At 67.6% G+C, this 25,890-nt stretch carries 27 protein-coding genes; 17 read left to right on the top strand and 10 right to left on the bottom strand.

Features of this window, described 5'->3' with window-relative positions; translation table 11 throughout:
- Positions 1 to 4 precede the first annotated feature (4 nt).
- Positions 5 to 979 carry a Bug family tripartite tricarboxylate transporter substrate binding protein gene (locus FB547_RS08210; RefSeq protein WP_145741206.1) on the bottom strand — a complete coding sequence of 325 codons (975 nt, stop codon included), beginning with the start codon at positions 977 to 979 and terminating at the stop codon, positions 5 to 7.
- A 97-nt stretch (positions 980 to 1,076) separates the two neighbouring features.
- Here FB547_RS08210 and FB547_RS08205 point away from each other — a divergent pair, with 97 nt between their 5' ends.
- Complete coding sequence (locus FB547_RS08205; protein WP_145741204.1) at positions 1,077 to 2,006, top strand: LysR family transcriptional regulator; 930 nt, start codon at positions 1,077 to 1,079, stop codon at positions 2,004 to 2,006.
- A gap of 51 nt (positions 2,007 to 2,057) precedes the next feature.
- Here the strand turns inward: FB547_RS08205 and FB547_RS08200 are convergent, their stop codons facing one another.
- From FB547_RS08200 to FB547_RS08170, 7 genes are all read right to left on the bottom strand, one after another.
- On the bottom strand, positions 2,058 to 3,572 hold the full coding sequence (locus FB547_RS08200) for a tripartite tricarboxylate transporter permease (protein ID WP_145741202.1): 1,515 nt from the start codon (positions 3,570 to 3,572) through the stop codon (positions 2,058 to 2,060).
- A gap of 15 nt (positions 3,573 to 3,587) precedes the next feature.
- Entirely contained in the window at positions 3,588 to 4,076 is a 489-nt protein-coding gene (locus FB547_RS08195) for a tripartite tricarboxylate transporter TctB family protein (protein WP_145741200.1), read from the bottom strand.
- 117 nt (positions 4,077 to 4,193) lie between these two features.
- The gene (locus FB547_RS08190) at positions 4,194 to 5,981 is read right to left on the bottom strand and encodes a GspE/PulE family protein (protein ID WP_145741198.1); all 1,788 of its coding nucleotides are present in this window, start codon (positions 5,979 to 5,981) and stop codon (positions 4,194 to 4,196) included.
- Complete coding sequence (locus tag FB547_RS08185) at positions 5,978 to 6,760, bottom strand: spermidine synthase (protein ID WP_145741197.1); 783 nt, start codon at positions 6,758 to 6,760, stop codon at positions 5,978 to 5,980. Before FB547_RS08185 ends, FB547_RS08190 begins: the two co-directional genes overlap by 4 nt.
- Positions 6,760 to 7,287, bottom strand: coding sequence for a DNA-deoxyinosine glycosylase (locus FB547_RS08180; RefSeq protein ID WP_145741195.1), 528 nt, complete (start codon positions 7,285 to 7,287; stop codon positions 6,760 to 6,762). The genes FB547_RS08185 and FB547_RS08180 overlap by 1 nt, the downstream gene beginning before the upstream one ends.
- 78 nt (positions 7,288 to 7,365) lie before the next feature.
- Entirely contained in the window at positions 7,366 to 7,779 is a 414-nt protein-coding gene (locus FB547_RS08175; RefSeq protein WP_145741193.1) for a hypothetical protein, read from the bottom strand.
- A gap of 133 nt (positions 7,780 to 7,912) precedes the next feature.
- Positions 7,913 to 8,773, bottom strand: coding sequence for a TatD family hydrolase (locus tag FB547_RS08170; protein WP_145741191.1), 861 nt, complete (start codon positions 8,771 to 8,773; stop codon positions 7,913 to 7,915).
- Positions 8,774 to 8,864: 91 nt separating this feature from the next.
- Between FB547_RS08170 and FB547_RS08165 the strand changes: the two genes are divergently transcribed.
- The 4 genes from FB547_RS08165 (at position 8,865) to FB547_RS08150 (ending at position 13,052) form a co-directional block, all read left to right on the top strand.
- Entirely contained in the window at positions 8,865 to 9,857 is a 993-nt protein-coding gene (locus tag FB547_RS08165) for a S1C family serine protease (protein WP_145741189.1), read from the top strand.
- A 48-nt stretch (positions 9,858 to 9,905) separates the two neighbouring features.
- On the top strand, positions 9,906 to 10,919 hold the full coding sequence (locus FB547_RS08160; RefSeq protein ID WP_145741187.1) for an AAA family ATPase: 1,014 nt from the start codon (positions 9,906 to 9,908) through the stop codon (positions 10,917 to 10,919).
- A 109-nt stretch (positions 10,920 to 11,028) separates the two neighbouring features.
- Positions 11,029 to 12,018 carry a DUF58 domain-containing protein gene (locus tag FB547_RS08155; protein WP_145741185.1) on the top strand — a complete coding sequence of 330 codons (990 nt, stop codon included), beginning with the start codon at positions 11,029 to 11,031 and terminating at the stop codon, positions 12,016 to 12,018.
- Positions 12,015 to 13,052, top strand: coding sequence for a VWA domain-containing protein (locus FB547_RS08150; protein WP_025569678.1), 1,038 nt, complete (start codon positions 12,015 to 12,017; stop codon positions 13,050 to 13,052). Before FB547_RS08155 ends, FB547_RS08150 begins: the two co-directional genes overlap by 4 nt.
- Here the strand turns inward: FB547_RS08150 and FB547_RS08145 are convergent.
- Together FB547_RS08145 and FB547_RS08140 are read right to left on the bottom strand one after the other, a co-directional pair.
- Positions 13,036 to 13,677: a TetR/AcrR family transcriptional regulator gene (locus FB547_RS08145; protein WP_025569679.1), complete on the bottom strand. Its 642-nt coding sequence runs from the start codon at positions 13,675 to 13,677 to the stop codon at positions 13,036 to 13,038. The two genes, FB547_RS08150 and FB547_RS08145, sit on opposite strands and share 17 nt — an antisense overlap.
- A gap of 59 nt (positions 13,678 to 13,736) precedes the next feature.
- Positions 13,737 to 14,339 carry a phenylacetic acid degradation protein PaaY gene (locus tag FB547_RS08140; protein WP_145741183.1) on the bottom strand — a complete coding sequence of 201 codons (603 nt, stop codon included), beginning with the start codon at positions 14,337 to 14,339 and terminating at the stop codon, positions 13,737 to 13,739.
- Between the two features lie 152 nt (positions 14,340 to 14,491).
- Between FB547_RS08140 and FB547_RS08135 the strand changes: the two genes are divergently transcribed.
- From FB547_RS08135 to FB547_RS08080, 12 genes are all read left to right on the top strand, one after another.
- The gene (locus FB547_RS08135; RefSeq protein ID WP_145741181.1) at positions 14,492 to 15,295 is read left to right on the top strand and encodes an enoyl-CoA hydratase-related protein; all 804 of its coding nucleotides are present in this window, start codon (positions 14,492 to 14,494) and stop codon (positions 15,293 to 15,295) included.
- Positions 15,296 to 15,298: 3 nt separating this feature from the next.
- Positions 15,299 to 15,742: a hydroxyphenylacetyl-CoA thioesterase PaaI gene (gene paaI, locus FB547_RS08130; protein ID WP_145741179.1), complete on the top strand. Its 444-nt coding sequence runs from the start codon at positions 15,299 to 15,301 to the stop codon at positions 15,740 to 15,742.
- A 14-nt stretch (positions 15,743 to 15,756) separates the two neighbouring features.
- Positions 15,757 to 17,073: a phenylacetate--CoA ligase PaaK gene (gene paaK / locus FB547_RS08125; protein WP_145741177.1), complete on the top strand. Its 1,317-nt coding sequence runs from the start codon at positions 15,757 to 15,759 to the stop codon at positions 17,071 to 17,073.
- Between the two features lie 37 nt (positions 17,074 to 17,110).
- A complete protein-coding gene (gene paaA, locus FB547_RS08120; protein ID WP_145741175.1) occupies positions 17,111 to 18,121 on the top strand; it encodes a 1,2-phenylacetyl-CoA epoxidase subunit PaaA in 1,011 nt (336 codons plus the stop codon).
- Positions 18,118 to 18,414, top strand: coding sequence for a 1,2-phenylacetyl-CoA epoxidase subunit PaaB (gene paaB, locus FB547_RS08115; RefSeq protein ID WP_025569821.1), 297 nt, complete (start codon positions 18,118 to 18,120; stop codon positions 18,412 to 18,414). Before paaA ends, paaB begins: the two co-directional genes overlap by 4 nt.
- 10 nt (positions 18,415 to 18,424) lie before the next feature.
- The gene (paaC, locus tag FB547_RS08110) at positions 18,425 to 19,204 is read left to right on the top strand and encodes a 1,2-phenylacetyl-CoA epoxidase subunit PaaC (RefSeq protein ID WP_145741173.1); all 780 of its coding nucleotides are present in this window, start codon (positions 18,425 to 18,427) and stop codon (positions 19,202 to 19,204) included.
- Positions 19,198 to 19,731 (top strand): 1,2-phenylacetyl-CoA epoxidase subunit PaaD, encoded by a 534-nt coding sequence (gene paaD, locus FB547_RS08105; RefSeq protein ID WP_145741171.1) that lies wholly within the window; start codon positions 19,198 to 19,200, stop codon positions 19,729 to 19,731. The genes paaC and paaD overlap by 7 nt, the downstream gene beginning before the upstream one ends.
- Positions 19,732 to 19,734: 3 nt before the next feature.
- Positions 19,735 to 20,829 (top strand): 1,2-phenylacetyl-CoA epoxidase subunit PaaE, encoded by a 1,095-nt coding sequence (paaE, locus tag FB547_RS08100; RefSeq protein ID WP_145741169.1) that lies wholly within the window; start codon positions 19,735 to 19,737, stop codon positions 20,827 to 20,829.
- Between the two features lie 37 nt (positions 20,830 to 20,866).
- The gene (locus tag FB547_RS08095) at positions 20,867 to 22,015 is read left to right on the top strand and encodes an ABC transporter substrate-binding protein (protein ID WP_145741167.1); all 1,149 of its coding nucleotides are present in this window, start codon (positions 20,867 to 20,869) and stop codon (positions 22,013 to 22,015) included.
- Positions 22,016 to 22,155: 140 nt separating this feature from the next.
- Complete coding sequence (locus FB547_RS08090) at positions 22,156 to 23,184, top strand: branched-chain amino acid ABC transporter permease (protein WP_145741165.1); 1,029 nt, start codon at positions 22,156 to 22,158, stop codon at positions 23,182 to 23,184.
- A complete protein-coding gene (locus FB547_RS08085; RefSeq protein WP_145741163.1) occupies positions 23,181 to 25,079 on the top strand; it encodes an ABC transporter permease subunit in 1,899 nt (632 codons plus the stop codon). Before FB547_RS08090 ends, FB547_RS08085 begins: the two co-directional genes overlap by 4 nt.
- Positions 25,076 to 25,807, top strand: coding sequence for an ABC transporter ATP-binding protein (locus FB547_RS08080; RefSeq protein WP_145741161.1), 732 nt, complete (start codon positions 25,076 to 25,078; stop codon positions 25,805 to 25,807). The genes FB547_RS08085 and FB547_RS08080 overlap by 4 nt, the downstream gene beginning before the upstream one ends.
- Positions 25,808 to 25,890 lie beyond the last annotated feature (83 nt).

The following is a 25,890-nucleotide window of genomic DNA, read 5'->3' as shown; positions in this document are numbered from 1 at the left end:
CTCGCTATTCGTTGCTGATCTTGCGCTCGACCACGATTTTTTTCCACTTGGCGGCGTCGGCCGCCACCATCCTGGCGAACTGCTCGGGCGTTCCGGCAGCAGCAGGCTCGATGCCCAGGCGCGAAAGCTTTTCCTTCACCTCGGGATCGGCCAGCGCCTCGTTCGCGGCCTTGTTGACGCGCGCCACGATGTCCGTCGGCAGGCCCTTGGGGCCGTAGAAGCCGAACCAGGTGTTCGACTCGAAGCCCGGCAGCGTGTCGGCGATCGGCGGCAGCTCGGGCGCGAGCGGGCTGCGCTTCAGCGTGGTAACGCCCAGCGCGCGCAACCGGCCGTCGCGCACGTGCGGCATGCCGGTGGGCAGCGAGTCGAACAGCACGTCGACCTTGCCGCTGATCAGGTCGGGAATGGCCAGCGCCGTGCCCTTGTAGGGAATGTGCGTCACGAACACGCCGGCCTGCGCCTTGAACAGCTCCGCCGTGAGCTGCACGATGGTGCCGTTGCCGCTGGAGGCGTAGTTGAGCTTGCCGGGATTCTTTTGTGCGTAGGCTATCCATTCGCGCACGGTCTTCGCGGGCGAATTGACCGGCACCAGCATGATGCTCGGCGCATCGCCCACGTGCGCGATGGGCGTGAAGTCGCGCACCGTGTCGTAGGGCAGCTTGCTGGTGATGGCCGGCCCGATGGAGTGGGTGCTGGTGGTGGCCAGCAGCAGCGTGTAGCCGTCGGCCGGCGCCTTCGCGGCCATGTCCGAGCCGATGGCGCCGCCTGCGCCCGGCTTGTTGTCGATGACCAGCGTGGTGCCGAGCTTTTCGCCCATCTTCTGCCCGAGCGTGCGGGCAAAGAGGTCGGTCGCGCCGGCCGCCGGGAACGGCACGATGAGCCGCACCGGCTTGTTCGGGTAGCCCTGGGCCAGGCCGGGCGTCGACGCAGCCACGCAAAGCGCCGCTGCGGCCGCTTGGAGGAACTGGATTCTTTTCATGGTGCTGATTCTGGCCCGGTGGAGAAAAGCTCGCATGCTATGCAGCGCACCGGCATCAAGCCAGATAATTCGAGTTATTCAACTATGAGTTCGGTTTATGGCAAGGAACGCGGCGGAAGAAGTCTCCCTGCAGCAGCTGCGCGCGCTGGCGGCGGTGGCCGAATCGGGCAGCTTCACGCTCGCGGCGGAAGCCCTTCAGCTGACGCAGCCCGCGATCAGCCACCTGGTCAAGCGCATGGAGGAAGAACTCGGGCAGCCGCTGGTGGTGCGGGGCCGCCGCATCCAGCTGACGGGCGCGGGCCAGATGATGGTCGAGACCGCCGTGCGCGCGTTGCGGCTGATCGATGAATCGGTGGACGCCTGCCGCTCGCAGTCGCAGCTGCGCGAAGGACGCGTGGTGCTGGCGGTGGGCCACCTCACGGCGGGCGCCCTGCTGCCACCGATGCTCGGCCGGTTCTCGCAGAAGCACCCCACGCTGGCAACCACGCTGCTCGACAGCACCGCGGAGCAGATGATCTCGCGCATCCTCTCGCAGGAGGCCGACCTGGGCTTCGGTTCCGATATCGGGCAGAAACACTCCGAACTCGCGACCGAGCCGCTGTTCACCGAGCGCATGGCACTGTTCGTGCGCGACGACCATCCGCTGGCACAGCGCGTGGTGGTCGATGCCCGGCAGCTCGAGGCGCTGCCCTTCATCCATGTGAACCCCGACGCCAACGTGTGGCGCGCCGTGAGCCGCCAGCTTTCGAGCATGGCCAATGTGTATCCGCGCGTGGTCCACCACGTGTCGATGCTGTCGACGGCTTTCGGCCTGATCCAGGCGGGCGCAGGCGTGGCGCTCCTGCCGCGCTATGTGGAGGTGCTGATGCCCGGCAACCTGCGCGCGGTGGCCGTCACGCGCCCGGTGCTCGAGTACCCGGTCGTCGCCATCCGCCTCGCCAAGCATCCGCTCAGTCCCGCAGCCATGGCCTTCCTCACCATGGCGCGCCAGCACATGAAGCCGCCAAGAGCAGCCAGCAGGCCCTGAAAAAGAAAAAGGCGCCCGAAGGCGCCTCTTGGGTCGCTGTCAATCGAGCCCTCAGTCAACCTCGACGAAGGCTTCTTCGCGCTTCGATTTGACGGCCGGCAGCAGCACGATCACCAGCAGCAGCGCCGCGGCGGCCAGCAGGCTGGCGGAGATCGGGCGCGTGACGAACACGCTCCAGTCGCCGCGCGACAGCAGCAGCGAGCGCCGCAGGTTCTCTTCCATCATCGGCCCGAGGATGAAGCCCAGCAGCAGCGGGGCAGGCTCGCAACCCAGCTTGAAGAAGGTGTAGCCCACCAGGCCGAAGATGCCCACCATCCAGATGTCGAAGGTGTTGTTGTTGGTCGAGTACACGCCAATCGCGCAGAACAGCACGATCGCCGGGAACAGGAACTTGTAGGGCACCGACAGGAGCTTGATCCACATGCCGATCAGCGGCAGGTTCAGGATGATCAGCATCGCATTGCCCAGCCACATCGAGGCGATCAGGCCCCAGAACAGCTCGGGGTTGCTGGTCATCACCTGCGGGCCGGGCTGGATGTTGTGGATGGTCATCGCGCCCACCATCAGCGCCATCACCGCGTTGGGCGGAATGCCCAGCGTCAGGAGCGGGATGAAGGAGGTCTGCGCGCCGGCGTTGTTGGCCGACTCGGGCGCCGCCACGCCGCGGATGTTGCCCTTGCCGAACGGCACTTCGCCAGGCTGCAGCTTGGTCTTCTTCTCGATGGTGTAGGCCGCGAAGGCCGCCAGCAGCGCGCCGCCGCCCGGCAGGATGCCGAGCGCCGAACCCAGCGCCGTGCCGCGCAGCACCGCGGGGATCATGCGCTTGAAGTCTTCCTTGGTCGGGAACAGGCCCGAGACCTTGGCGGTGAACACTTCGCGCTCGTCGTCGGGACGCGAAAGGTTGGCAATGATTTCGCCGTAGCCGAACACGCCCATGGCAATGGCCACGAAGCCGATGCCGTCGGTGAGTTCCGGAATGTCGAAGCTGTAGCGCGCCACGCCCGAATTCACGTCGGTGCCCACCAGGCCCATCAGGAGGCCCAGCACGATCATGGCGATGGCCTTGAGCAGCGAGCCCGAGGCCAGCACCACCGCGCCGATCAGGCCCAGGATCATCAGCGAGAAATACTCGGCCGGACCGAACTTGAAGGCCAGCTCGGTCAGCGGCGGCGCGAAGGCCGCGAGGATCAGCGTGCCGACGCAGCCGGCAAAGAACGAGCCCAGGCCCGCAGCGGCCAGCGCCGGACCCGCACGGCCCTTGCGCGCCATCTGGTAGCCGTCGATCACGGTCACCACGGAGGAGGATTCGCCCGGCAGGTTCACCAGGATGGCGGTGGTCGAGCCGCCGTACTGCGCGCCGTAGTAGATGCCGGCCAGCATGATCAGCGCCGACACGGGCGGCAGTGCGTAGGTGGCGGGCAGCAGCATCGCGATGGTCGCGACCGGACCGATGCCCGGCAGCACGCCGATCAAGGTGCCCAGGATGCAGCCGACCAGGCAGTACAGCAGATTGGTGAAGGTAAAGGCAACGCCAAAACCCATCGAGAGGTGTTCAAACAATTCCATTTGCGCGCTTTCTTCTCAACCGGTGATGAAGGTCGGCCAGACCTGGATCTGCAGCTTGAGCGCCCAGATGAAGGCGACATAGCTGCCGACGGCCAGCACGGTGGCCAGGATCAGCACGCTGGGGAGCTTGAACTCATGGCCCGCCAGGCTCGAGATGATCACGAGCGCGTAGATGGCGATGATCATTCCCATGGCCGGCACGCCGATGCTCGGCAGGCCGCCCAGCAGGATGCCGAACGCGAGATTGGCGCCCAGGATGAACACGACCTGCTTCCAGGCCCACTTGCCGATCTTTTCGCCGTCGGTGGTTTCGACGGTCAGGCCGCTGAACATGATGCCCAGGCCGATGACGGCCATCAGGATGCCCAGCATCAACGGGAAGTAACCCGGCCCCATGCGGGCGCCGCTGCCTACGCTGTAGGTGGTGGCGCCCCATGCGAACGCCACGCCCACGACCGTAAACATCAGTCCCGAGAAAAAGTCTTTCTGACTCTTGATTTTCACGAACAGTCTCCTCGAACAAATTTCGATGCGAGATTGTCGAGTCAGCTGGCGGTCAGCCCGATGTGGATTCCACTAACCGAAAGCCTAGGGATAACCCCTGGGCCTCGCCGCTGCCGTTCACTCCAGCGGCGGCGTCGCGCTCAGCACTTCCTCAATGGTGGTGACGCCTTCGGCGATGCGCAGCGCCCCGGCCAGGCGCAGCGGGCGCATGCCGTCGATCACGGCCTGCCGGCGCAGCCCGGCCAGGTTGGGCTCCTTGGTGACCTGGGCCTTGAAGTCTTCGCTGATGCTCAGCAGCTCGTACAGGCCCATGCGGCCCATGTAGCCGGTCATGCGGCAGTCGACGCAGCCCACGGGCTTGTAGGCGCGCACCGAACCGGTGATCTGCCAGGGCTTGACGATGGTCTCGAGCTTCTCGCGCGTGACCGTGTCGTCGGGCTGCTTGCAGTTGGGGCACAGCGTGCGCACCAGCCGCTGGGCCAGCACGCCGAGCATCACGGCGTTGATCAGGTAGGAAGGCACGCCGAGCTCCATCAGCCGGGTGATGGCGCTCGGTGCATCGTTGGTGTGCAGGGTGCTGAACACCAGGTGGCCGGTGAGCGCGGCCTGCACCGCCATCTCGGCCGTGGCCAGGTCGCGGATCTCGCCGACCATGATGATGTCCGGGTCTTGCCGCATCAGCGCGCGCAGGCCTTCGGTAAAACCGAAATCGAGCTGCGGCTGCACCTGCGTCTGGTTGAACGAAGGCTCGATCATCTCGATCGGGTCTTCGACCGTGCTCACGTTGACCTCTTCGGTGGCCACGCGCTTGAGCGTGGAGTACAGCGTGGTGGTCTTGCCCGAGCCGGTGGGCCCGGTCACCAGGATGATGCCGTTGGGCCGCGTGACGAGCTGCTCCCAGCGCTGCGCGTCGTGCTGCGCGAAGCCCAGCGCGTCGAGGTCCTTCACCGCGGTGTCGGGGTCGAAGATGCGCATCACCATCTTCTCGCCGAAGGCGGTCGGCAGGGTGGACAGGCGCATTTCGACTTCGTCGCCGCGCATGTTGCGCGTCTTGATGCGGCCGTCGAGCGGGCGGCGCTTCTCGACCACGTCCATGCGGCCCAGCAGCTTGATGCGCGACACCATGGCGTTCATCACGCCCATGGGCATCTGGTAGGCCGGATGCAGGATGCCGTCGATGCGAAAGCGGATCACGCCCTGCTCACGGCGCGGCTCCAGGTGGATGTCGCTCGCGCGCTGGTCGAAGGCGTATTGCCAGAGCCAATCGACCACCTGCACCACGCTCTGGTCGTTGGCGTCGAGCTGCTTGGTGCTCTTGCCCAGCTCCACCAGCTGCTCGAAGCTCGCGCCGCCGGTGTTGCCGCCGGCTTTCTGCGCGGCGCGCACCGACTTGGCGAGCGCGAAGAACTCGGCCGTGTAGCGCTGGATGTCGGTGGGGTTGGCCACCACGCGGCGCACCGTGCGGCGCGACTGGCGCTCCACCTCGGCGATCCAGTCGGTCAGGAAGGGCTCGGCCGTGGCCACCACCACTTCATTGGGCAGCACCTGTACCGGCAGCACCTTGTGGCGCTCGGCATAGGCCGCGCTCATGGTGTCGGCAACCTTGCCCACGTCGACCTTGAGCGGATCGATGCGCAGGTAGGCCAGCCCCGCGCGGCCGGAGAGCCACTGCGTGAGCATTTCGAGATCGAGCGGCTTGCCGTCGCTTTCGCGCGTCATGGCCACGTTGGCCAGCCGCACCAGCGGCGCCTGCCGGCTCTCGGCCTGGGCACAGCGCGCGATGGTGCGCTTGGCTTCCACCGGAGAAATCATGCCGTCGGCGGCAAGCCATTCGATCAGGCGGCGCAGGTCGAGCGGGCCTTCGTGGCGGGCGGCCGGGGATGCGGTAGCAGAAACAGCGCTCATGGGCCGGTTGGTCGGGTGAGGGTGGGATTCAGCGGTTTGAACACGCGCAGCCATTTGGGCGCGGGCAGGCCCCATCGAGTCTGGATCGTTTGGGCGCGCTCGGCAAGGGCTTCGCGCTTGGGCCGGCTGGGTGCTCGCTGCGCCAGCACCACCGTGTTGCCTTCGCGCGTCGGCTTGAAGGCCCAGACCGCGTCGGCGCCGAATGCACCGGCGATCTTCTCGAGGCTGCGTTCGTAGCTCGACGAGCGGCCGAAGAGATTGACCGTCATGCAGCCGTCCTCGGTGAGCAGCGCGCGGCAATCGGCGTAGAAGTCTTCGCTGTCGAGCACCGGCGCGGCGGCCTCATGGTCGTACAGGTCGACCTGCAGTGCATCGACCGTGCCCTGCCATTCGGGCTTGCGGATCTCCTGCGCGGCATCGGCAATGACCACGCGCAGCTTCGGGTCGTCGGCCGGCAGCTTGAACCAGCCGCGGCAGGCCGACACCACCTGCGGATTCAGCTCCACCGCGGTGGTGCGCATGCGCAGGGTCTTGCGGCAGAACTTGGTGAGCGTGGCCGCACCGAGGCCCAGCTGCATCGCATGGCGGCCGGCCAGGCTCTTCGGGTCGGCGAACAGCAGCCAGGCCATCATGCGCTGCACGTATTCGAGCTCGATCTCGAACGGCGCGTCGAGCTTCATCGAGCCCTGGACCCATTCGGTGCCCAGGTGCAGGTAGCGGATGTCGCCCCAGTCGGAAAAGTTGACTTCGGGAAGAACGGGAGTTTTGCTCGTGGCCATCAAAGAAGGTGGTGGGCGTCAAAGACCTCGCGCCAGGCTGCGAGCTTGCGCTCGAAGCTCCACGACGCGTTGGCGGGGCTGGTGGAAGGCAGCTGGTAGACCGGCACCCCGAGGGTGCGCGTGTGGCGCGCATGCTTGAAGCTCTCGCCGCCGTTGTGCGCAATGGCCGCCAGCCGGGGCAGGTGCAGGCCCGCGATGTCATTGGCCACCGGCGCGCGGATGGCGGAGTCGAGGCTGCCCTCGCGCTCGCAGGCCGCATACACGTCCCATACGCCCAGGCCGCGCTCGAGCAGCCACTTTTTCTTCCCGGGATAGCTGTCTTCGCCCACGGGGAGCGGATGGTGGGGCCAAACGGCTTGCAAGATTTTCCAGAACTGATTTTGCGGATGCGCATAGTACTGCTGCAGTTCGAGCGACCGCACGCCCGGGAAGCTGCCCAGGATCAGTACGACGGTGGCGGGCGAGACGATGGGGGCCAGGCCCGTGAGCACGGGGCTGCGGGTGTCGGATGCGGCGGGTAGGTTCATGGATGGGCTCTATCTTGGCACTGTCGCCCGCCCATGAAAAAACCCGCCGAAGCGGGTTTTTCCGAAAGCGAATTCCGATTACTTCTTGGCGGCTTCGTTCTCGGCGGTGCCGGGCACCTTCTCGCCGATCGCCTTGCCGGCGCTGCGCATGCCGTCGGCCGTCTTGTGGCCGGCGGTCTCCACGGCGTCGCCGGTCTTGGCGGCCACGCTCTTGGTGGCGTTGGTGGCTTTCTTGGTGGTGCGCTTGGTCGCGTTCCAGGCCTTCTTGGTGCCGCGCTCGGTGGCGTTCACGGCCTTCTTGGTCGTGCGCTTGGTGGCATCGACGGCGTCCTTGCCGGCTTCCTTCACCTTTTCGGTGGTGCTGGGTTCCGCGGTGGCCGGAGCCGGCGTGGCGGTGGCCGGCGCAGTGGTCTGGGCCACGGCGGACACGCCGATGGAGGCGAGCGCGAGGGCGAGCACGACGGGCACGGTGCGAATGAAAGAGGTGGTCATGTGTAAAGACTCCTTGTTGGATGAAGAGTTGGAGTGACAGACTTGCCACTGAACAAGCAACGCCAGTTCGAACGCCAAGGATGACAGTAAAAATGCGCGCCTCGCTTGCGCAAGCGCAAGACGGGGTATCGGCCTACGCGCGGTGCGGCCGGGCTTCCGACAAGGGGAGAAGACTTTCGAGCCGAGGCAGGGCTCTGAGCGCATTCCGAGTCGTGGCCTCGGCCAGTTCATCGATACCGATGCCGCGCAATTGCGCCACCACTTCTGCGATGCGCGGCAGTTCGCCGGGTTCGTTGCGGCCCTGCGATTCACCGGCCGCACGCTGCGCCTGCGTGCGATAGATCCAGTGCGGCTGGATGTCCGGCGCATCGGTTTCCATCACCATCGATTCGAGCGGCAGCGTGGCCGCCAGCCGCCGCAGCTGCAATGCGCGGTCGAAGGTCACGGCACCGCCAAAGCCCAGCTTCAGGCCGATCTCGATGCAGGCCCTGGCCTGCTGCTCGCTGCCATTGAACGCATGGGCAATGCCCTGCCACGGCCGGCCGGCCGCGGTCTGCCGCAGGTGCTTGAGCACCTTGTCGACCGAGCGGCGCACGTGGATGAGCACCGGCAGATCGTGGTTGCGCGCGAGTTGCAACTGAGTGTGAAAAAAGTGCTGTTGCTTGTCGCTGTCCAGCCCTTCCACGAAGTAGTCGAGGCCGATCTCGCCGACCGCGACCAGCCGTGGATCGCCGCGGCGCGCGGCAAGCTCGGCATCGAGTGTCTCCAGGTCGGCCTCCTCTGCATTGCCGGTGCACAGCGGATGGATTCCGAGCGCATAGGCATCGCCCTGCACCTGCGCCAGTTCGCGCACGGTCGCGAAATTGAAGACCGCCACGGCGGGAATCACGCACAGCGCGACGCCGCGTTCGGCCGCCCGCGCACGGATGAGCGGCATTTCCGCACCGAATTCGGGCGCGTCGAGGTGGCAGTGGGTATCGACAAAAACAGCCATGGCGAGATGATGCCCGAAGGGATGCAAGGCAGAAGAAAGCGTGCTACTGTGACTCCCTACTGACCCGTCATCCCTTGCCGGAGGTGCCCCGATGCGCAGGCCCGCTTTCTACAGCCGTTCGCCCCGCACGCTGCCTCAAGCGGCCGATCCCGCGGCCGATGAGGCGGCCGTGCCGTCGCCCGAGGGCGCAGCGGGCAACGGCGCGCCACCCCCGCCGCACGCCAAGGCCGGCTGGCAGCCGGGCCGGCGCAGTTTCGCGTTCCTCCTCGTGCTGTGCACCGCGCTCGTTGCGGGTGGTGCCACGTGGTGGCCCCGGCAGGGCAAGGCGTTGACGCAGAAGGACATCGATTCGGCCGTGCTGCGCACGCTGCAGACCCACACACTCCCCTCGCCCGCCGCCAAGGCCGCCGAGATCGTGCGGCCCTCGGTGGTGCGGGTGGTCGGCTACGGCCCCGAGAAGGCCACGCCCGAGGCCAGGATCCAGAAGCGCGGCCGCAACATGGCCAAGGGCAAGCCGCCCGAAGCCGATGCGCCCCCGGGCGAGGTCGAGCGCGGCGTGGGCACCGGGGTGGTCATCGTCGACAAGGGCGTGATCCTCACCAACCTGCACGTGGTTGCCGGCGCCGAAACCATCAAGGTCACCTTCTCCGACGGGCTCGAGGCCGTGGCCACCATCACCGGCGTGCAGCCCGAGAACGACCTCGCGGTGCTGCAGGCCCAGAAGATCCCCGACGACCTGATTCCCGCCGCCATGCGCTCGACCGCAGACCTGCAGCCCGGCGACCAGGTGGCCGCGGTCGGTTTTCCGTTCGGCATCGGCCCCTCGGTGTCGGCCGGCGTGGTGTCGGGCCTGAAGCGCTCGTTCCGCTCGCCCGAGGGCAAGCAGGAACTGGGCAACCTGATCCAGTTCGACGCGGCCGCCAACCCCGGCAACTCGGGCGGCCCGCTGATCAACATGGACGGCGAGGTGCTCGGCATCGTCACCGCCATCCTCAATCCCACGCAGCAGCGCACCTTCATCGGCATCGGGTTTGCGGTGCCCATCGAGAACGCGGCCTCGGCCGCCGGTTCGCCGCCGTTCTAGGCCCGCAGGAACGCGCCCAGTTTCGATCGTTCAACAAGAGGTCCCCGCATGAGCACAGAGAACCCCTTTTCCACCTCTCCCGCCACGGCCGAGCTGATGGAGCAGATCCTCTACGAGGTCAAGCGCGTGGTGGTGGGCCAGGACCGCTTCCTGGAGCGCGTGATGGTGGCCATGCTCGCGGGCGGGCACCTGCTGGTCGAGGGCGTGCCGGGCCTTGCGAAGACGCTCACCGTCAAGACGCTGGCCGATACCGTGCGCGGCCAGTTCAAGCGCATCCAGTTCACGCCCGACCTGGTGCCGGCCGACCTGGTGGGCACGCGCATCTACAACCAGAAGACCGGCGAGTTCAGCACCTCGCTCGGCCCGGTGTTCGCCAACCTGCTGCTGGCCGACGAAATCAACCGTGCGCCGGCCAAGGTGCAGAGCGCACTGCTCGAAGTGATGCAGGAGCGCCAGGTCACCATCGCCGGCGAGACGCACAAGGTGCCGCGCCCCTTCCTGGTGATGGCCACGCAGAACCCGATCGAGACCGAAGGCACCTATCCGCTGCCCGAGGCGCAGGTCGACCGCTTCATGATGAAGGTGCTGGTCGACTACCCGAGCGACGAGGAAGAGTTCGTCATCGTCCAGCGCGTGATCGGCTCGCTGGTCGAGGTCAATCCGGTGGCAACCACCGAACAGCTCGCCACCCTGCAGGCGGAGGCGCGGCGCGTGTACGTCGACCCTTCGCTCATCCAGTATGCGGTCAAGCTGGTGTCGGCCACGCGCACGCCCGACAAGCACGGGCTGAAGGACATGCGCCGCTTCATCACCTTCGGCGCGAGCCCGCGCGCGAGCATCAGCCTGACCGAAGGCGCGCGCGCTCTCGCGCTGCTGCGCGGCCGCAGCTATGCCCTGCCCGAGGACATGACCGCGCTGGTGCCCGACGTGCTGCGCCATCGCGTGACGCTTTCCTACGAGGGCCTGTCCGAAGGCCTCACACCCGACAGCCTGATCGAGAAGATCATGAGGGCCGTTCCCGCTCCTCCCAAACCCCTGGAACATGAAAAGCTGGTGGCCTGAATGAAACCCACCCCCGTCCCTCGCTCACTTCGTGTAGCTCGACTCCCCCCTCAAGGGGGCAACACCAGCGGCCCGGCAAAGCCGGTTCCGCGGTGTTCCCTTGCTCCATATGAAAAGCTGGTGGCGTAAGGCCCCTGCGGCCGCGAACGACGAACGGCTCATCGCCGAGGCCGGTGGGGCCGAACGCGCGCTGCGCCGGCTCGAATGGACCGTGATCCGCCGTCTCGACGGCCTGCTGCAGGGCGACTACCGCACGCTGATGCGCGGCACCGGGCTCGACCTGGCCGACCTGCGCGAATACCAGCACCACGATGACGTGCGCCACATCGACTGGAACGTCACCGCCCGCCTGCAGACGCCGCATGTGCGCGTCTTCACCGAAGACCGCGAGATGGCGGCCTGGTTCGTGCTCGACCTGAGCCGCTCGGTCGATTTCGGCTCGGGCCTCAAGGCCAAGCGCGAAATCTCGGCCGGCTTCGTCGGCGTGCTCGCGCGGCTGCTCACGCGCCACGGCAACCGGGTGGGCGCACTGGTCTACGGCACCGACCTCGAAGCGGTGATTCCGCCGCGCAGCGGCCGCCGCCACGTGCTGCACCTGCTGCATGCGATGGAGCGGCGCGCTGGCAAGGCCGAGGCCGCGCCCGCGCAAAAGGGCATGACGCGCCTGGCCGACCTGCTGAAATCGGCGGCCATGCTGATGCCGCGCCGCTCCACCGTGTTCGTGGTGTCCGACTTCCTGAGCGAGCCCGGCTGGGAACGCCCGCTCGGCCAGCTGGTGCAGCGGCATGAAGTCATTGCCGTGCGCCTGTTCGACCCGCTCGAACTCGAGCTGCCCGACCTCGGCCTGGTGCCGCTGCGCGACGCGGAAACCGGCGAGCAGCTCTGGGTCGACACGCACGACGCCGGCTTTCGCAAGCGCTTTGCACGCCTGGCGGCCGAGCGCGAGGCCACGCTGCGCGCTGCGCTCGCGAAAGCGGGTGTCGACGCACTCGAGCTTTCGACCAGCGACGACCTGGTGGAAGCCATCGTTCGTTTCGCCGACCTGCGCAAGCGCCGCATGCGCATCGGCCCGGGCAGCATGAAGGCGGTGGCAGCATGACATTTCTCTGGCCTCAATTCCTCTGGTTGCTGGCGGCCTTGCCGCTGCTGGTGTTGCTCTACATCTGGCTGATCCGCCGCAAGAAGAAGCTCGCGGTGCGCTATGCGAGCCTGTCGATCGTGCGCGAGGCCATGGGCGCCGGCCAGAGCGTGCGCCGGCACATTCCGCCCTTCCTGTTCCTGCTGGCCATGGCCGCCATGCTGGTGGCCGCCGCGCGGCCGATGGCGGTGGTGATGCTGCCGTCCAACCAGCAGACCATCATCCTGGCGATGGACGTGTCGGGCAGCATGCGCGCGGCCGACGTGCTGCCCAACCGGCTGGTCGCGGCGCAGGAAGCGGCCAAGAGCTTCATCAAGGATCTGCCGCGCCACGTCAAGGTGGGCATCGTGGCCTTCGCGGGCAGCGCGCAGGTGGCGCAGCTGCCCACCACCAACCATGACGACCTGATCACCGCGATCGACAGCTTCCAGTTGCAGCGCGCCACCGCCACGGGCAACGCGATCGTGGTGTCGCTCGCCACCCTGTTCCCCGACGCGGGCATCGACGTCTCCCAGTTCAGCGCGCCCAGCCGCCAGCGCGGCACGCCGATCGACCAGGCGGAAAAGCAGGCCAAGGAGTTCACCCCGGTGGCGCCGGGCTCCTACACCTCCGCCGCCATCATCATGCTGACCGACGGGCAGCGCACCACGGGGGTCGATCCGCTCGATGCCGCCAAGGCCGCGGCGGATCGCGGCGTGCGCATCTACACGGTGGGCGTGGGCACGGTCGACGGCGAGACCATCGGCTTCGAAGGCTGGTCGATGCGCGTGCGGCTCGACGAGGAAACGCTCAAGGCCGTGGCTAACAAGACCCAGGCCGAATACTTCTACGCCGGAACCGCCGCCGACCTGAAGAAGGTCTACGAAACGCTGAGCTCGCGGCTCACGGTCGAGAAGAAGGAAACCGAGATCTCGGCGCTCTTTGCACTCGGCGCGGCCATCCTCACGCTGCTGTCGGCGGGGCTGTCGCTGCTCTGGTTCAACCGGATTCTTTGACGGAAGCGCCGGGCCGTGAAACGGCAGGCGGCGACTTCACCGCCCCGATGCCGCCCAGGAACAGGTCGGCCACGATCGGCGCAATGGACGCATGGTCGAGCCGGCCGCCGGGCTTCATCCAGGTAAACATCCAGTTGATCATGCCGAACAGCAGCATGGTCAGCGGCTTGGCGAGGTCGTCGCTCGGCGCGCCCGGCCGCAATGCCGACACGGCACGTGCAAAGCCCGCCACCACCTCGCGCTCCTGGTTCAGCACGCGCTCGCGGTCTTCTTCTTCCAGAAAGCGCACGTCGTCGGTCAGCACGCGGTGCGCGTCCTGCGCGCCGGCGTATTCCTCGACGATGCGGTAGATGAAGCGGCGCAGGCGCTCCTCGTCGGTGTGCGTCGACGCCTCTTCCTCGGCCACCAGCGCCGCGAGCTTGGACACGTGCGTCTCGGCAATGCTGATCAAGAGGCTGCTCTTGTCCTTGTAGTAGTGGTAGAGCGTGGCCTTCGAGAGATTGCAGGCCTCGGCCACCTGGTTCATCGAAGTGGCGGGATAGCCGCGGCGCGCGAACAGCTGGGCGGCCTGCGCCAGGATGAACTCGCGCTGGTCGTCATAGGTGGCGGATCTTCCACGCGGCATCGGGTCTTCTTTCTTCCTTGATTGCAGTGCTTGCGGACAGGCCGTGATCTTGCACGAAGCTAGCCGCGCCTCGTCGCGATCAGCGAACGCACCTCGGAAGCGGGCAGCCGCGGGCGGCCGGGCTCCATCTGCTGCAGCGGCGCGACCTCGCGCAGGCTGGCCAGGCTGCGCACGGTGAGCGCCTGGTAGGTCTGCGTGCCTTCGAGCTTCCAGGCGATTTCTTCCTCGCTCAGCATCTTCTTCACCTTGGCCGGAATGCCCGCCACCAGCGAGCGCGCCGGCACCTTCATGCCGGCCGGCACGAAGGCGCAGGCCGCGACGATGGCCTGCTCGCCGATCTCGGCCTCGTCCATCACCACCGCATTCATGCCCACCAGCGCATCGCGCCGCACGATGCAGCTGTGCAGGATCGCGCCGTGGCCGATGTGGCCGTTGACCTCGACCACCGTGTCCTGGTCGGGAAAGCCGTGGATGCAGCAATGGTCCTGCACGTTGGAGCCTTCCTGCAGCACGATGCGGCCGAAATCGCCGCGCAGGCTGGCGCAGGGGCCGACGTAGCAGCCGGGGCCGACGATCACGTCGCCTATCAGCACGGCGCTGGGGTGCACGTAGGCCGTCGGGTCGACGACGGGAATCACGCCGTCGATGGCGTAGCTGGGCATTCGATCGGTCTCCTTTGTTGTGGCAGGCTCAGGGTTTGCCCTGAATCCATCCGCTTGTGCTGGCATCGGGCTCGATCTTAAAATCTACCGGACGGTCGGTCAATAGTGTTTGCACGCCGATTCGATTCCCACAGACAAGAGAGACAAGCCCGATGCCAGAACCTTTAGTTCTCACCAGCAATGCCGGTGCGGTTCGCACGCTGAGCCTCAACCGGCCCGCGGCGCTCAACAGCTTCACGACCGAAATGCACGGCGAACTGATGGCGGCGCTGGACCTCGCAGCCGACGACCCGGAGGTGCGCTGCGTGGTGCTCACGGGTGCGGGGCGCGCCTTCTGCGCCGGGCAGGACCTGGCCGATCCGGCGGTGGCCCCCGACCTTTCGCCCGGCGCCGCACCCAAGGACCTGGGCCGGGTCATCACCACCTGGTACGCCCCGCTCGTCGCGCGGCTGCGCTCGATGCCGGTGCCCGTGGTTGCCGCCGTCAATGGCGTGGCCGCCGGCGCGGGCGCCAACATCGCACTGTGCTGCGACCTCGTCGTGGCGGCGCGTTCGGCCAGCTTCATCCAGGCCTTCGCCAAGATCGGCCTGGTGCCTGACACCGGCGGCACCTGGCTGCTGCCGCGGCTCGTGGGCTCGGCACGCGCGCTGGGCATGGCGATGCTGGGCGACAAGCTGCCGGCCGAGGAAGCCGCGCGCATCGGACTGATCTGGCAGTGCGTGGACGACGCGGCGCTGCCCGAGACGGCCGCCGCGCTCGCCTCGAAGCTGGCCGCCATGCCCACCCGTGCCCTGGTCGCCACGCGCCAGGCCATGGCCGCGGCGCAGGACATGGACCTGGAAACGGCACTGGCCGAAGAAGCACGCATCCAGCGAGAGATGGGCAATGCCGGCGATTACCGCGAAGGTGTCGAAGCCTTCCGCGCCAAGCGCGCGCCGCAATTCAAGGACCGCTAGGCCATGGCAGACACGACCCGCACCCCCCAGCAAACCGCCGAGCACGTCCGCGACGGCATGTTCGCGAACGACAACGCCAGCAAGGGCCTGGGCATGCGCATCGTCGAGGTCGGCCCCGGCCAGGCCACGCTCGAAATGCGCGTGCGCACCGACATGCTCAACGGCCATGCCATCTGCCACGGCGGCTTCATGGCCACGCTGGCCGATTCCACCTTTGCCTTCGCCTGCAACTCGTACAACGAGCTGACCGTGGCCTCGGGCTTTTCCATCGACTTCATCGCACCGGCGCGTGAAGGCGACGTGCTTACCGCGCGCTGCTTCGAAGTGTCGAAGGCCGGCCGCACCGGCGTGTACGACACCGAAATCACCAACCAGCGCGGCGAGCGCGTCGCCATCTTCCGCGGCCGTTCATACACCGCCAAGGGCCGCCCCGCCGTTGCCGCCTGAGGAGACACAAGCCCATGACAGCCAGACACCCTGCCCCCGGCGAGCTCGAGCCCATCGAAACCGCGAGCCGCGACGAGATCACCGCGCTGCAGATCCAGCGCCTGCGCGCCACGCTGCAGCGGGCGTACGACAACGTGCCGCACTACCGCAAGGCCTTCGATGCCAAGGGCGTGCACCCCGACGACCTGAAATCGCTCGCCGACCTGTCGAAGTTTCCATTCACGGTGAAGGCCGACCTGCGCGATAACTACCCCTTCGGCATGTTCGCCGTGCCGCGTGCGCAGGTGGCGCGCATCCATGCGTCGTCGGGCACCACCGGCAAGCCGACCGTGGTGGGCTACACGCTCAAGGACATCGACACCTGGGCCGACCTGGTCGCGCGCTCGATCCGCGCGGCGGGCGGCCGTGCCGGCGACATGGTGCACGTGTCGTACGGCTACGGCCTCTTCACCGGCGGCCTGGGCGCGCACTACGGCGCCGAGCGCGCGGGCTGCACCGTCATCCCGATGTCGGGCGGCCAGACCGAGAAGCAGGTGCAGCTGATCCAGGACTTCAAGCCCGACATCATCATGGTCACGCCCAGCTACATGCAGGTGATCATCGAGCAGTTCGAGCGAATGGGCCTCGATGCAAAGGACAGCTCGCTCAAAATCGGCATCTTCGGCGCCGAGCCGTGGACCGAGGCCATGCGCCGCGACATCGAAGGCAAGGCCGGCCTCGATGCGGTCGACATCTACGGCCTGTCCGAGGTGATGGGCCCGGGCGTGGCCAGCGAATGCGTCGAGAGCAAGGACGGCCCCGTGATCTGGGAAGACCACTTCTACCCCGAGATCATCGACCCCGACACCGGCGAGCCGAAGGCCGACGGCGAAGAAGGCGAACTGGTCTTCACCTCGCTCAGCAAGGAGGCCATGCCGATCGTGCGCTACCGCACGCGCGACCTCACGCGCCTGTTGCCGCCCACCTCGCGTTCGTTCCGCCGCATGGGCAAGATCGTCGGGCGCAGCGACGACATGATGATCATCCGCGGCGTCAACGTCTTTCCCACGCAGGTGGAAGAGATCGTGCTCGCGCACGAGCGGCTCTCGGGCCTCTACCAGGTGCACGTGCGCCGCGAGGGCCTGCTCGACGAGGTCGAGGTGCATTGTGAGCTCGAGCACCGCCACGCCGGCATCGACGAGGCCGAGCGCAGGGCCATCGCGGCCTGGGTGCAGGACCGCGTGAAGACGCTGGTCGGCATCTCGACCACGGTGCGCGTGTTCGACCCCGATTCCATCGAACGCACGCAGACCGGCAAGGCCCGGCGCGTGATCGACACGCGCCCGCGCTGAGCGCGGCGTTTCAACCCCTTTTGCGAAGGACACCCACATGTACACCCAGGCCATGGACACCGCGGGCAAGGATGCAGGCGACGGCAAGCAGAAGGCCGTGCGCTCCGCCGAGGAGATGCGGCTCGAGGAGCGCTTCGACGCGCACATCGACGCTGGCGACTTCATCGAGGCGAAGGACTGGATGCCCGAGCACTACCGCAAGACGCTGGTGCGCCAGATCAGCCAGCATGCGCATTCGGAGATCGTCGGCATGCTGCCCGAAGGAAACTGGATCGGCCGCGCGCCCACGTTGAAGCGCAAGGCCATCCTGCTGGCCAAGGTGCAGGACGAAGGCGGCCACGGCCTCTACCTGTATGCCGCCGCCGAAACGCTGGGCACCTCGCGCGACCAGATGTTCGATGCGCTGCACAGCGGCCGCGCCAAGTACAGCTCGATCTTCAACTACCCGACGCTCACCTGGGCCGACATGGGCACCATCGGCTGGCTGGTGGACGGCGCGGCCATCATGAACCAGGTGCCGATCTGCCGCTGCTCGTATGCGCCCTACGCGCGCGCCATGATCCGCATCTGCCGCGAGGAAAGCTTCCACCAGCGCCAGGGCTACGAAGCGCTGCTGACCATGATGACCCACGGCACCGAGGCGCAGAAGGCGATGGTGCAGGACGCGGTCAACCGCTGGTGGTGGCCCTCGGTCATGATGTTCGGCCCGCCGGACGACCAATCCCCCAACAGCGCGCAATCGATGCGCTGGGGCATCAAGCGCTTCAGCAACGACGAGCTGCGCCAGAAGTTCATCGACGCCACGGTCGAGCAGGCGCGCATCCTCGGCGTGACCCTGCCCGATCCCGACCTGAAGTGGAACGAGGAGCGCCAGGCGCACGACTTCGGCGCCATCGACTGGAGCGAGTTCTGGCGCGTGATCGGCGGCGACGGCCCCTGCAACCGCGAGCGGCTGCAGGCCCGCGTCGACGCCTGGGAAGACGGCGCATGGGTGCGCGAAGCCGCGCTGGCCCACACCAACAAACAACCTATGAAGGAGGCGGCATGACCGTCGAACAGAAGCAAGAGTGGCCCCTGTGGGAAGTGTTCGTGCGCAGCAAGGCCGGCCTCGACCACAAGCACTGCGGCAGCCTGCACGCCGCCGACCCGAAGATGGCGATCCAGATGGCGCGCGACGTCTACACGCGCCGCCAGGAAGGCAGCAGCATCTGGGTGGTGCGCTCGGACCAGATCGTGGCCAGCGACCCGGGGGACAAGGACATGTTCTTCGATCCCGCGGAAGACAAGGTGTACCGGCATCCCACCTTCTACAAGTTGCCCAAGTCCGTGGACCACATGTGAGCGGCGCGCCATGCAAGCATCGATCGAACTGAACCGCACGCCTGCCGTGCAATACCTGCTGCGCATCGGCGACACCTGCCTCGTTCTGGCGCAGCGCCTCGGCGAATGGTGCGGCCATGCGCCCGTGCTGGAAGAAGACATCGCGATGGCCAACATCGCGCTCGACCTCGTGGGCCAGGCGCGCGCACTGCTCACGCACGCCGGCAAGCTCGAAGGCGCCGGCCATGAGCACGACGAAGACCAGCTCGCCTACCTGCGCGACGAACGCGACTACTTCAACCTCACGATGGTCGAGCTGCCGCGCGGCGACTTCGCCTTTGCGGTGGTGCGCAACACGATGGTCGCCACGCTGCTCAAGCTGCTGTGGCAGCGCCTCGCCGCGTCGTGCGATGCCGAAGTGGCCGCCATCGCCGGCAAGGCCGTGAAGGAAGCGCGCTACCACCAGCAGCATTCGGGTGACTGGGTCGTGCGGCTCGGCGACGGCACCGATGAATCTCGCCGCCGCACGGAAAAGGCGCTGAGGCAGCTCTGGCTCTACATGCCCGAGCTGTTCGAGAGCGATGCGGTCGATGCGCAGGCCAGCGCGAGCGGCCTCGGCCCCGCATGGAGCGAGCTGCGCGAACCGTGGCTTGCCGAGATGCAGCAGGTGCTCGACGCCGCCGGGCTCGCGATGCCGCAGGAGACTGCCTTCCGCAGCACCGGCAAGCAGGGCGTGCACAGCGAGCACATGGGCTACATCCTGGCCGAGATGCAGTATCTCCAGCGCAGCTATCCCGGAGGCGTATGGTGAACACCGCCCTCGCATCGCGCGTCGACGCGGCCTGGGCCGTGCTGCACACCGTCCTCGACCCCGAGGTGCCGGCCGTGTCGGTCTGCGACCTGGGCATCGTGCGCGAGGTGATCGAACACGGCGACGGGCTGGAGATCGTGCTCACGCCGACCTACTCGGGCTGCCCCGCGACCGAAGCCATCGAGCACGACGTGCTGGCCGCCATCGAAAAGGCAGGCCTCGGCCGCGCACGCGCCACCTTGCGGCGCGCGCCCGCCTGGAGCAGCGACTGGATCAGCGAGGAAGGCCGCGCCAAGCTCAAGGCCTATGGCATCGCGCCGCCGGCCCACCTCACGCCAGAAGCTGCGGCCGGCACCGCCGTGCCCATCCGCCTCTTCGGCCGCATCGCCGGCGGCGAACGCATTGCCTGCCCGCGCTGCGCGAGCGAGCGCACCGAGCGCCTCTCCGCCTTCGGCTCCACCGCATGCAAGGCGCTCTACCGCTGCCTTGCCTGCCGCGAACCCTTCGAACACTTCAAGCCGATCTGAGCGATGAGCACCCTCTTCCATCCCCTGCGCGTGAAGGCTGTCGAACCCGACACTTCGGAAGCCGTCATCGTCTCGTTCGAAGTGCCGCCCGAGCTGCAGCAGGTCTTCGGCTTCACCCAGGGCCAGTACCTCACGCTGCGCCGCGACATCGACGGCCAGGACCTGCGCCGCTCCTATTCGATCTGCGCCGGCCTGGACGACGGCGAGCTGCGCGTGGGCGTGCGCAAGGTGCAGGGCGGCGTGTTCTCCAACTGGATCAACGCGCACCTGCAGCCCGGCGACACGGTGCAGGTGATGGCGCCGCAGGGCCGCTTCTTCGTGCCGATCGAGCCGGGCTCCGCGCGGCATCATGTCGGCATTGCGGGCGGCAGCGGCATCACGCCGATCCTCTCGATCATGAAGACGGTGCTCGCGCGCGAGCCGCTGAGCCGCTTCACGCTGATCTACGGCAACCGGCAGCTGCAGTCCACGATGTTCAAGGAAGAGATCGAGGACCTGAAGAACCGCTACATGACGCGGCTCGCGCTGCAGCTGGTGTTCTCCGACGAGCACACCGACTCCCCGCTGGGCTCCGGCGTGATGAACCGCGAGAAGATCGGCGAGTTCCTGAACACGCTGGTGCCGGCCGCCGGCATCGACCACGCCTACATCTGCGGCCCGTTCCAGATGAACGACGAGGCCGAAGCCGCGCTGCTGGCCGCCGGCGTGCCCGAGGAGCGTATCCACATCGAGCGCTTTGGCGTTGCGCTGCCCTCGGCAGCATCGGCAGGCCAGGTGGGTGCGGTGGTGCACGAAGCCCTGCCCGGCGATGCCAAGCAGGCGCGCATCACCATCGTGCGCGACGGGCTGCAGCGCGAGATCACCTTCACCGAAGGGCAGCCGAGCATCCTCGATGCGGCTTCGGCCGCCGGCCTCGAAGTGCCGTTCTCCTGCACCTCCGGCGTGTGCGGCACCTGCCGCGCGAAGCTGGTGGAGGGGGAAGTCCGCATGGAAAGAAACTTCGCGCTCGACAAGAATGAAGTAGCCGCGGGATTCGTGCTGACCTGCCAGGCCCACCCTCTCACTGAACGTGTCACCTTGTCCTTCGACGAGCGTTGACGCCACAACGATTTTTCAACCCGGAGACAAGTCCAAAATGAAATTCTTCTTCAAGCCCCTGCTGATCGCCGCGCTGTGCGCCACCGCCGCCGCGGCCTGGGCCGACGTCAATGTCGGCGTGACGCTGTCGGCCACCGGCCCTGCCGCTTCGCTGGGCATTCCCGAGAAGAACACCATTGCGCTGATGCCCAAGACCATCGGCGGCCAGAAGATCAACTACATCGTGCTGGACGACGCTTCCGACACCACGGCTGCCGTGGCCAACACGCGCAAGCTCATCGCCGAGAACAAGGTCGACATCGTGCTGGGCTCGACCACCACGCCCAACTCGCTCGCCATGATCGACGTGGTGAGCGAAGCCAAGACGCCGATGATCTCCATTGCCGCGTCGGCCCGCATCGTCGAGCCGATGGACGCCAAGAAGCAGTGGGTCTTCAAGACGCCGCAGAACGACATCATGATGTCGCTCGCGATTGCCGAGCACATGGCCGCCAGCGGCGTGAAGACGGTGGCCTTCATCGGCTTCTCCGATGCGTACGGCGAAGGCTGGTCGCAGGAATTCGCCAAGGCGGCAGAACTGAAGAAGCTCAAGATCGTGGCCAACGAGCGCTACGCGCGCACCGACACCTCGGTGACCGGCCAGGCCCTGAAGATCATGGCCGCCAAGGCCGACGCGGTGCTGGTCGCGGGCTCGGGCACGCCGGCCGCGCTGCCGCAGAAGACGCTCAAGGAGCGCGGCTACACCGGCAAGATGTACCAGACGCACGGCGTGGCCAATGCCGACTTCCTGCGCGTCGGCGGCAAGGACGTGGAAGGCACCTTCCTGCCTGCCGGCCCGGTGCTGGTGGCCGAGCAGCTGCCCGCGAGCCATCCGGTGAAGAAGTCGGCCCTGGCCTATGTCACGGCCTACGAGGCCGCGAACGGCAAGAGCTCGGTGTCGACCTTCGGCGCGCACGCCTGGGATGCGGGCCTCCTGATGACCTCGGCCGTGCCGGTCGCACTCAAGAAGGCGCAGCCCGGCACGCCCGAATTCCGCGCCGCGCTGCGCGACGCGCTCGAGCAGGTCAAGGAAGTGTCGGGCGCGCACGGCGTGTTCAACATGACCGCCAACGACCACCTGGGCCTGGACCAGCGTGCCCGGGTCATGGTCAAGATCGAGAACGGCGCCTGGAAATACCAGCCCTGAAACTCGGCTCGCCCCCAGGCTTCGCGCACTTCGTGTCGCTTCTCCCACCCCCTACCGGGGGCAACACCAGAGGCCCGGCAAAGCCGGTTCCTCGGTGTTCCTGACCTGACTCACGGGCGCTGCCCGAAGGCTGTAGTTATATGGATCTGCAGATCGCCCTGTTGCTGGGGCAGGACGGCATCGTGAACGGTGCCGTCTACGGATTGATGGCGCTCGCGCTGGTGCTGGTGTTCTCGGTCACGCGCGTCATCTTCATTCCCCAGGGCGAGTTCGTCGCCTTCGGGGCGCTGTCGATGGCGGTGCTGCAGGCCGGCCGCGTGCCGGCCACGCTGTGGCTGCTGCTCGCGCTGGCAGCGATGGTGCTGGTGGTCGAGTTCTGGCGCTGGAAGCGCGGTGTGGTGGTCGACTGGGCCTCCGCGCTCGCATGGTGCGTGGTGCTGCCGCTGGCCGCCGCCGCGCTGGTGCTGCTGCTCAAGCCCACGTCGATGGCAGGCCAGACGCTCGCCACGCTGCTGCTCATCATGCCGCTCGGGCCGCTGCTCTATCGCCTGGCGTACCGGCCATTGGCCAGCGCCAACGTGCTGATGCTCTTGATCGTTTCCGTCGCGCTGCATGGCGTGCTGGTGGGGCTGGGCCTGCTCTTCTTCGGCGCCGAGGGCTATCGCACCACGGCGTTCTCCGAAGAGCGTTTCGACATCGGCGGCATTCCCGTCAGCGGGCAGTCGCTGGTGGTGGTCGGCGTCACGCTGCTGCTGGTGCTCGCGATGTTTCTTTTCTTCGGCCGCTCGATGATCGGCAAGGCGCTGCGCGCCACCGCCATCAACCGCGTGGGCGCGCGGCTGTCGGGCATCCCGACCGAGCTCTCGGGCGACCTGAGCTTTGCGCTCGCTGCGCTGATCGGGGCGGTCTCGGGTCTGTTGATCGCGCCGCTCACCACGGTCTACTACGACACCGGCTTCCTGATCGGCCTGAAGGGCTTCGTCGCCGCCATCGTGGGCGGACTGGCGAGCTATCCGCTGGCGCTCGCGGGCGCGCTGCTGGTCGGGCAGCTCGAGGCCTTTGCCTCGTTCTGGGCCAGCCCCTTCAAGGAAGTGCTGGTCTTCACGCTGATCATTCCGGTGCTGTGGTGGCGTTCGCTGCACAGCCATCATGTGGAGGACGAGGAATGAACAACACCCCGTCCAGCAACACTGCAGCCGCCGCACCGGCACCGGCCGGCCGCGCGCTGGCCACGCCGCGGCAGCTGACGCTCGCCTGCGTGGCGGCGCTGGCGCTCGCCTGGGGCTTCCTGCCCGAGTTCACGGTCTCCGTCCTCAGCAACATCGGCCTCTATGCGCTGGTCGCGGCCGGGCTCGTGATGCTCACCGGCGTGGGCGGCATGACCTCCTTCGGCCAGGCCGCGTTCGTCGGCATGGGCGCCTACGCCACCGCGTGGATCTGCACCTCGCCCGCGGCCGCCGCATGGATGGGCGGCGCCGTGAGCCCTGCGCTGCTGCCATGGGCCGGGCTCCTGCTCGGCCTCGCCTTCACCTTCGCGCTCGCCTGGGCGCTGGGCGCGGTCACGCTCAAGCTGCAGGGCCACTACCTGCCGCTGTGCACCATCGCCTGGGGCCTGAGCCTGTACTACCTGCTCGGCAACATGGATTTCCTTGGCGGGCAGACGGGCATCACCGGCGTGCCGCCGTTGGTGATTGCCGGCTACTCTCTGGCCACGCCGCGCGCGCTGGGCATGGTGATCTGGGCCGTGCTGCTGCTCGCGCTGTGGGCCATGCACAACCTGCTCGATTCGCGCGAAGGCCGGGCCATCCGCGCGCTCAAGGGCGGCCGGCTGATGGCCGAATCGATGGGCGTGGACACGGCCCGGCACCGCGTGAAGCTGTTCGTGCTGGCTGCGCTGCTGGCGGCCGTCTCGGGCTGGCTCTATGCGCACCTGCAGCGCTTCGTGAACCCGACGCCCTTCAATCTCAACATCGGCATCGAGCTGCTGTTCATGGCGGTGGTGGGCGGCGCGGGGCACCTGTGGGGTGCGGTGCTGGGCGCCACGCTCATCACGCTGCTGAAGGAAAAGCTGCAGGACCTGCTGCCCGCGCTGCTGGGCAGCAGTGGCAACTTCGAAGTGATCGTGTTCGGCCTGCTCATGCTCTTTGTGCTGCAGCGCTTTGCGGACGGCCTGTGGCCCACGCTGGCGCGCCTCGCGGGGCGCTGGGTGCGTCCGCATGCCACGGCCGCGAGCAATGCCGCGCCGGCCGTGCAGCTCGCGCACCGCAACCTGCCCGCCAGGGGCGAGGTGCTGTTGCAGGCCACCAAGGTCAGCAAGCGCTTCGGCGGCCTGGTGGCCAACAACGACATCTCGATGACGCTGAAGGCCGGCGAGATCCACGCACTGATCGGACCGAACGGCGCGGGCAAAAGCACCTTCTTCAACATGGTCTCGGGCGTGGACGACCCGAGCTCCGGCGAAGTGCGGCTTGCGGGCCAGCCGATGGCGGCCAAGCCATCGCGCGTGTTCGCCGCACTCGGCCTGGGCCGCACCTTCCAGCACGTGCGCCTGCTCGGTGCGCGCAGCGTGGCCGAGAACGTGGCGCTCGGTGCCCACCTGCGCGCCAGGCGCGGCTGGCTCGCCGCGATGCTGCGGCTGGACCGCGCCGAGGAAGCCGCGCTGATGGCCGAGGCGCGCCGCCAGATCGAACGCTGCGGCCTCGGCGCGCATGCCGACACGCCGGCCGCATCGCTCTCGCTCGGCCAGCAGCGCGTGGTCGAGATCGCGCGCGCGCTGGCCGGCCAGCCTTCGGTGCTGCTGCTCGACGAACCCGCCGCGGGCCTGCGCCACCTGGAGAAGCGCGCCCTTTCCGTGCTGCTGAGCCAGCTGCGCGCCGAAGGCCTGGGCATCCTCGTGGTGGAACATGACATGGAATTCGTGATGAACCTGGCCGACCGCATCACGGTGCTCGAATTCGGCACCGTCATCGCCACTGGCACGCCAGCCGAAGTGCAGGCCAATCCGCGCGTGCTCGAAGCCTATCTGGGCGGCGCCGACGACGAACTCCTGGGAGACGCACGATGAGCGCGCCGATCCTTCAACTCGACGGCTTCTGCGTCGCCTACCGCAGCGTCGAGGCGGTGCACAGCGTGCAGCTGCTTGTGAACGAAGGCGAGATCGTCACCGTGATCGGCCCCAACGGCGCGGGCAAGACCACGCTGCTGTGCGCGGCGATGGGCCTCTTGCCCTCCACCGGCAGCCTCGCGCTGCATGGCGAGCGCATCGCGCGCCCGGGCGTCGAGACCATGGTCGCGCGCGGCGTGGCGCTGGTGCCCGAGCGGCGCGAGCTGTTCGGCGAGATGTCGGTCGAAGACAACCTGCTGCTCGGCGGCTTCTACCAGTGGCGCAAAGGCAAACGCGACCAGCGCGCGCGCATGGAAGAAGTGTTCGAGATCTTCCCGCGGCTGCGCGAGCGCAAGCCGCAGCTGGCCTCGACGCTCTCGGGCGGCGAACGCCAGATGCTGGCCATCGGCCGCGCGCTGATGGCACGCCCGCGGCTGCTGATGCTCGACGAACCCTCGCTGGGCCTGGCGCCGCTGGTGGTGCGCGAGGTGCTGCGCGTGGTCTCGCAGCTGCGAAGCCATGGCGTCTCGGTGCTGCTGGTGGAGCAGAACGCACGCGCCGCATTGCAGGTGGCCGACCGGGCCTATGTGCTCGAGATGGGCGCCATCGCGCTCGAAGGCAAGGCGCGCGACCTGCTGCATGACCAACGGATCATCGATACCTACCTCGGTATCGGCAAGAAGGAATGACCCGCTTTTCTCCCTCCCCTTCCGGGGGAGGGCGGGGGTGGGGGCACGCGGCCTCCAGCTCCACACGGCTTGAATTCGGGGAC

It is taken from the genome of Variovorax beijingensis (genome assembly GCF_007828835.1).
GTDB classification, from domain to species: domain Bacteria; phylum Pseudomonadota; class Gammaproteobacteria; order Burkholderiales; family Burkholderiaceae_C; genus Variovorax; species Variovorax beijingensis_A.
Note: the sequence above shows the minus strand (reverse complement) of the source record. Positions and strands in the feature narration are given on the sequence as shown.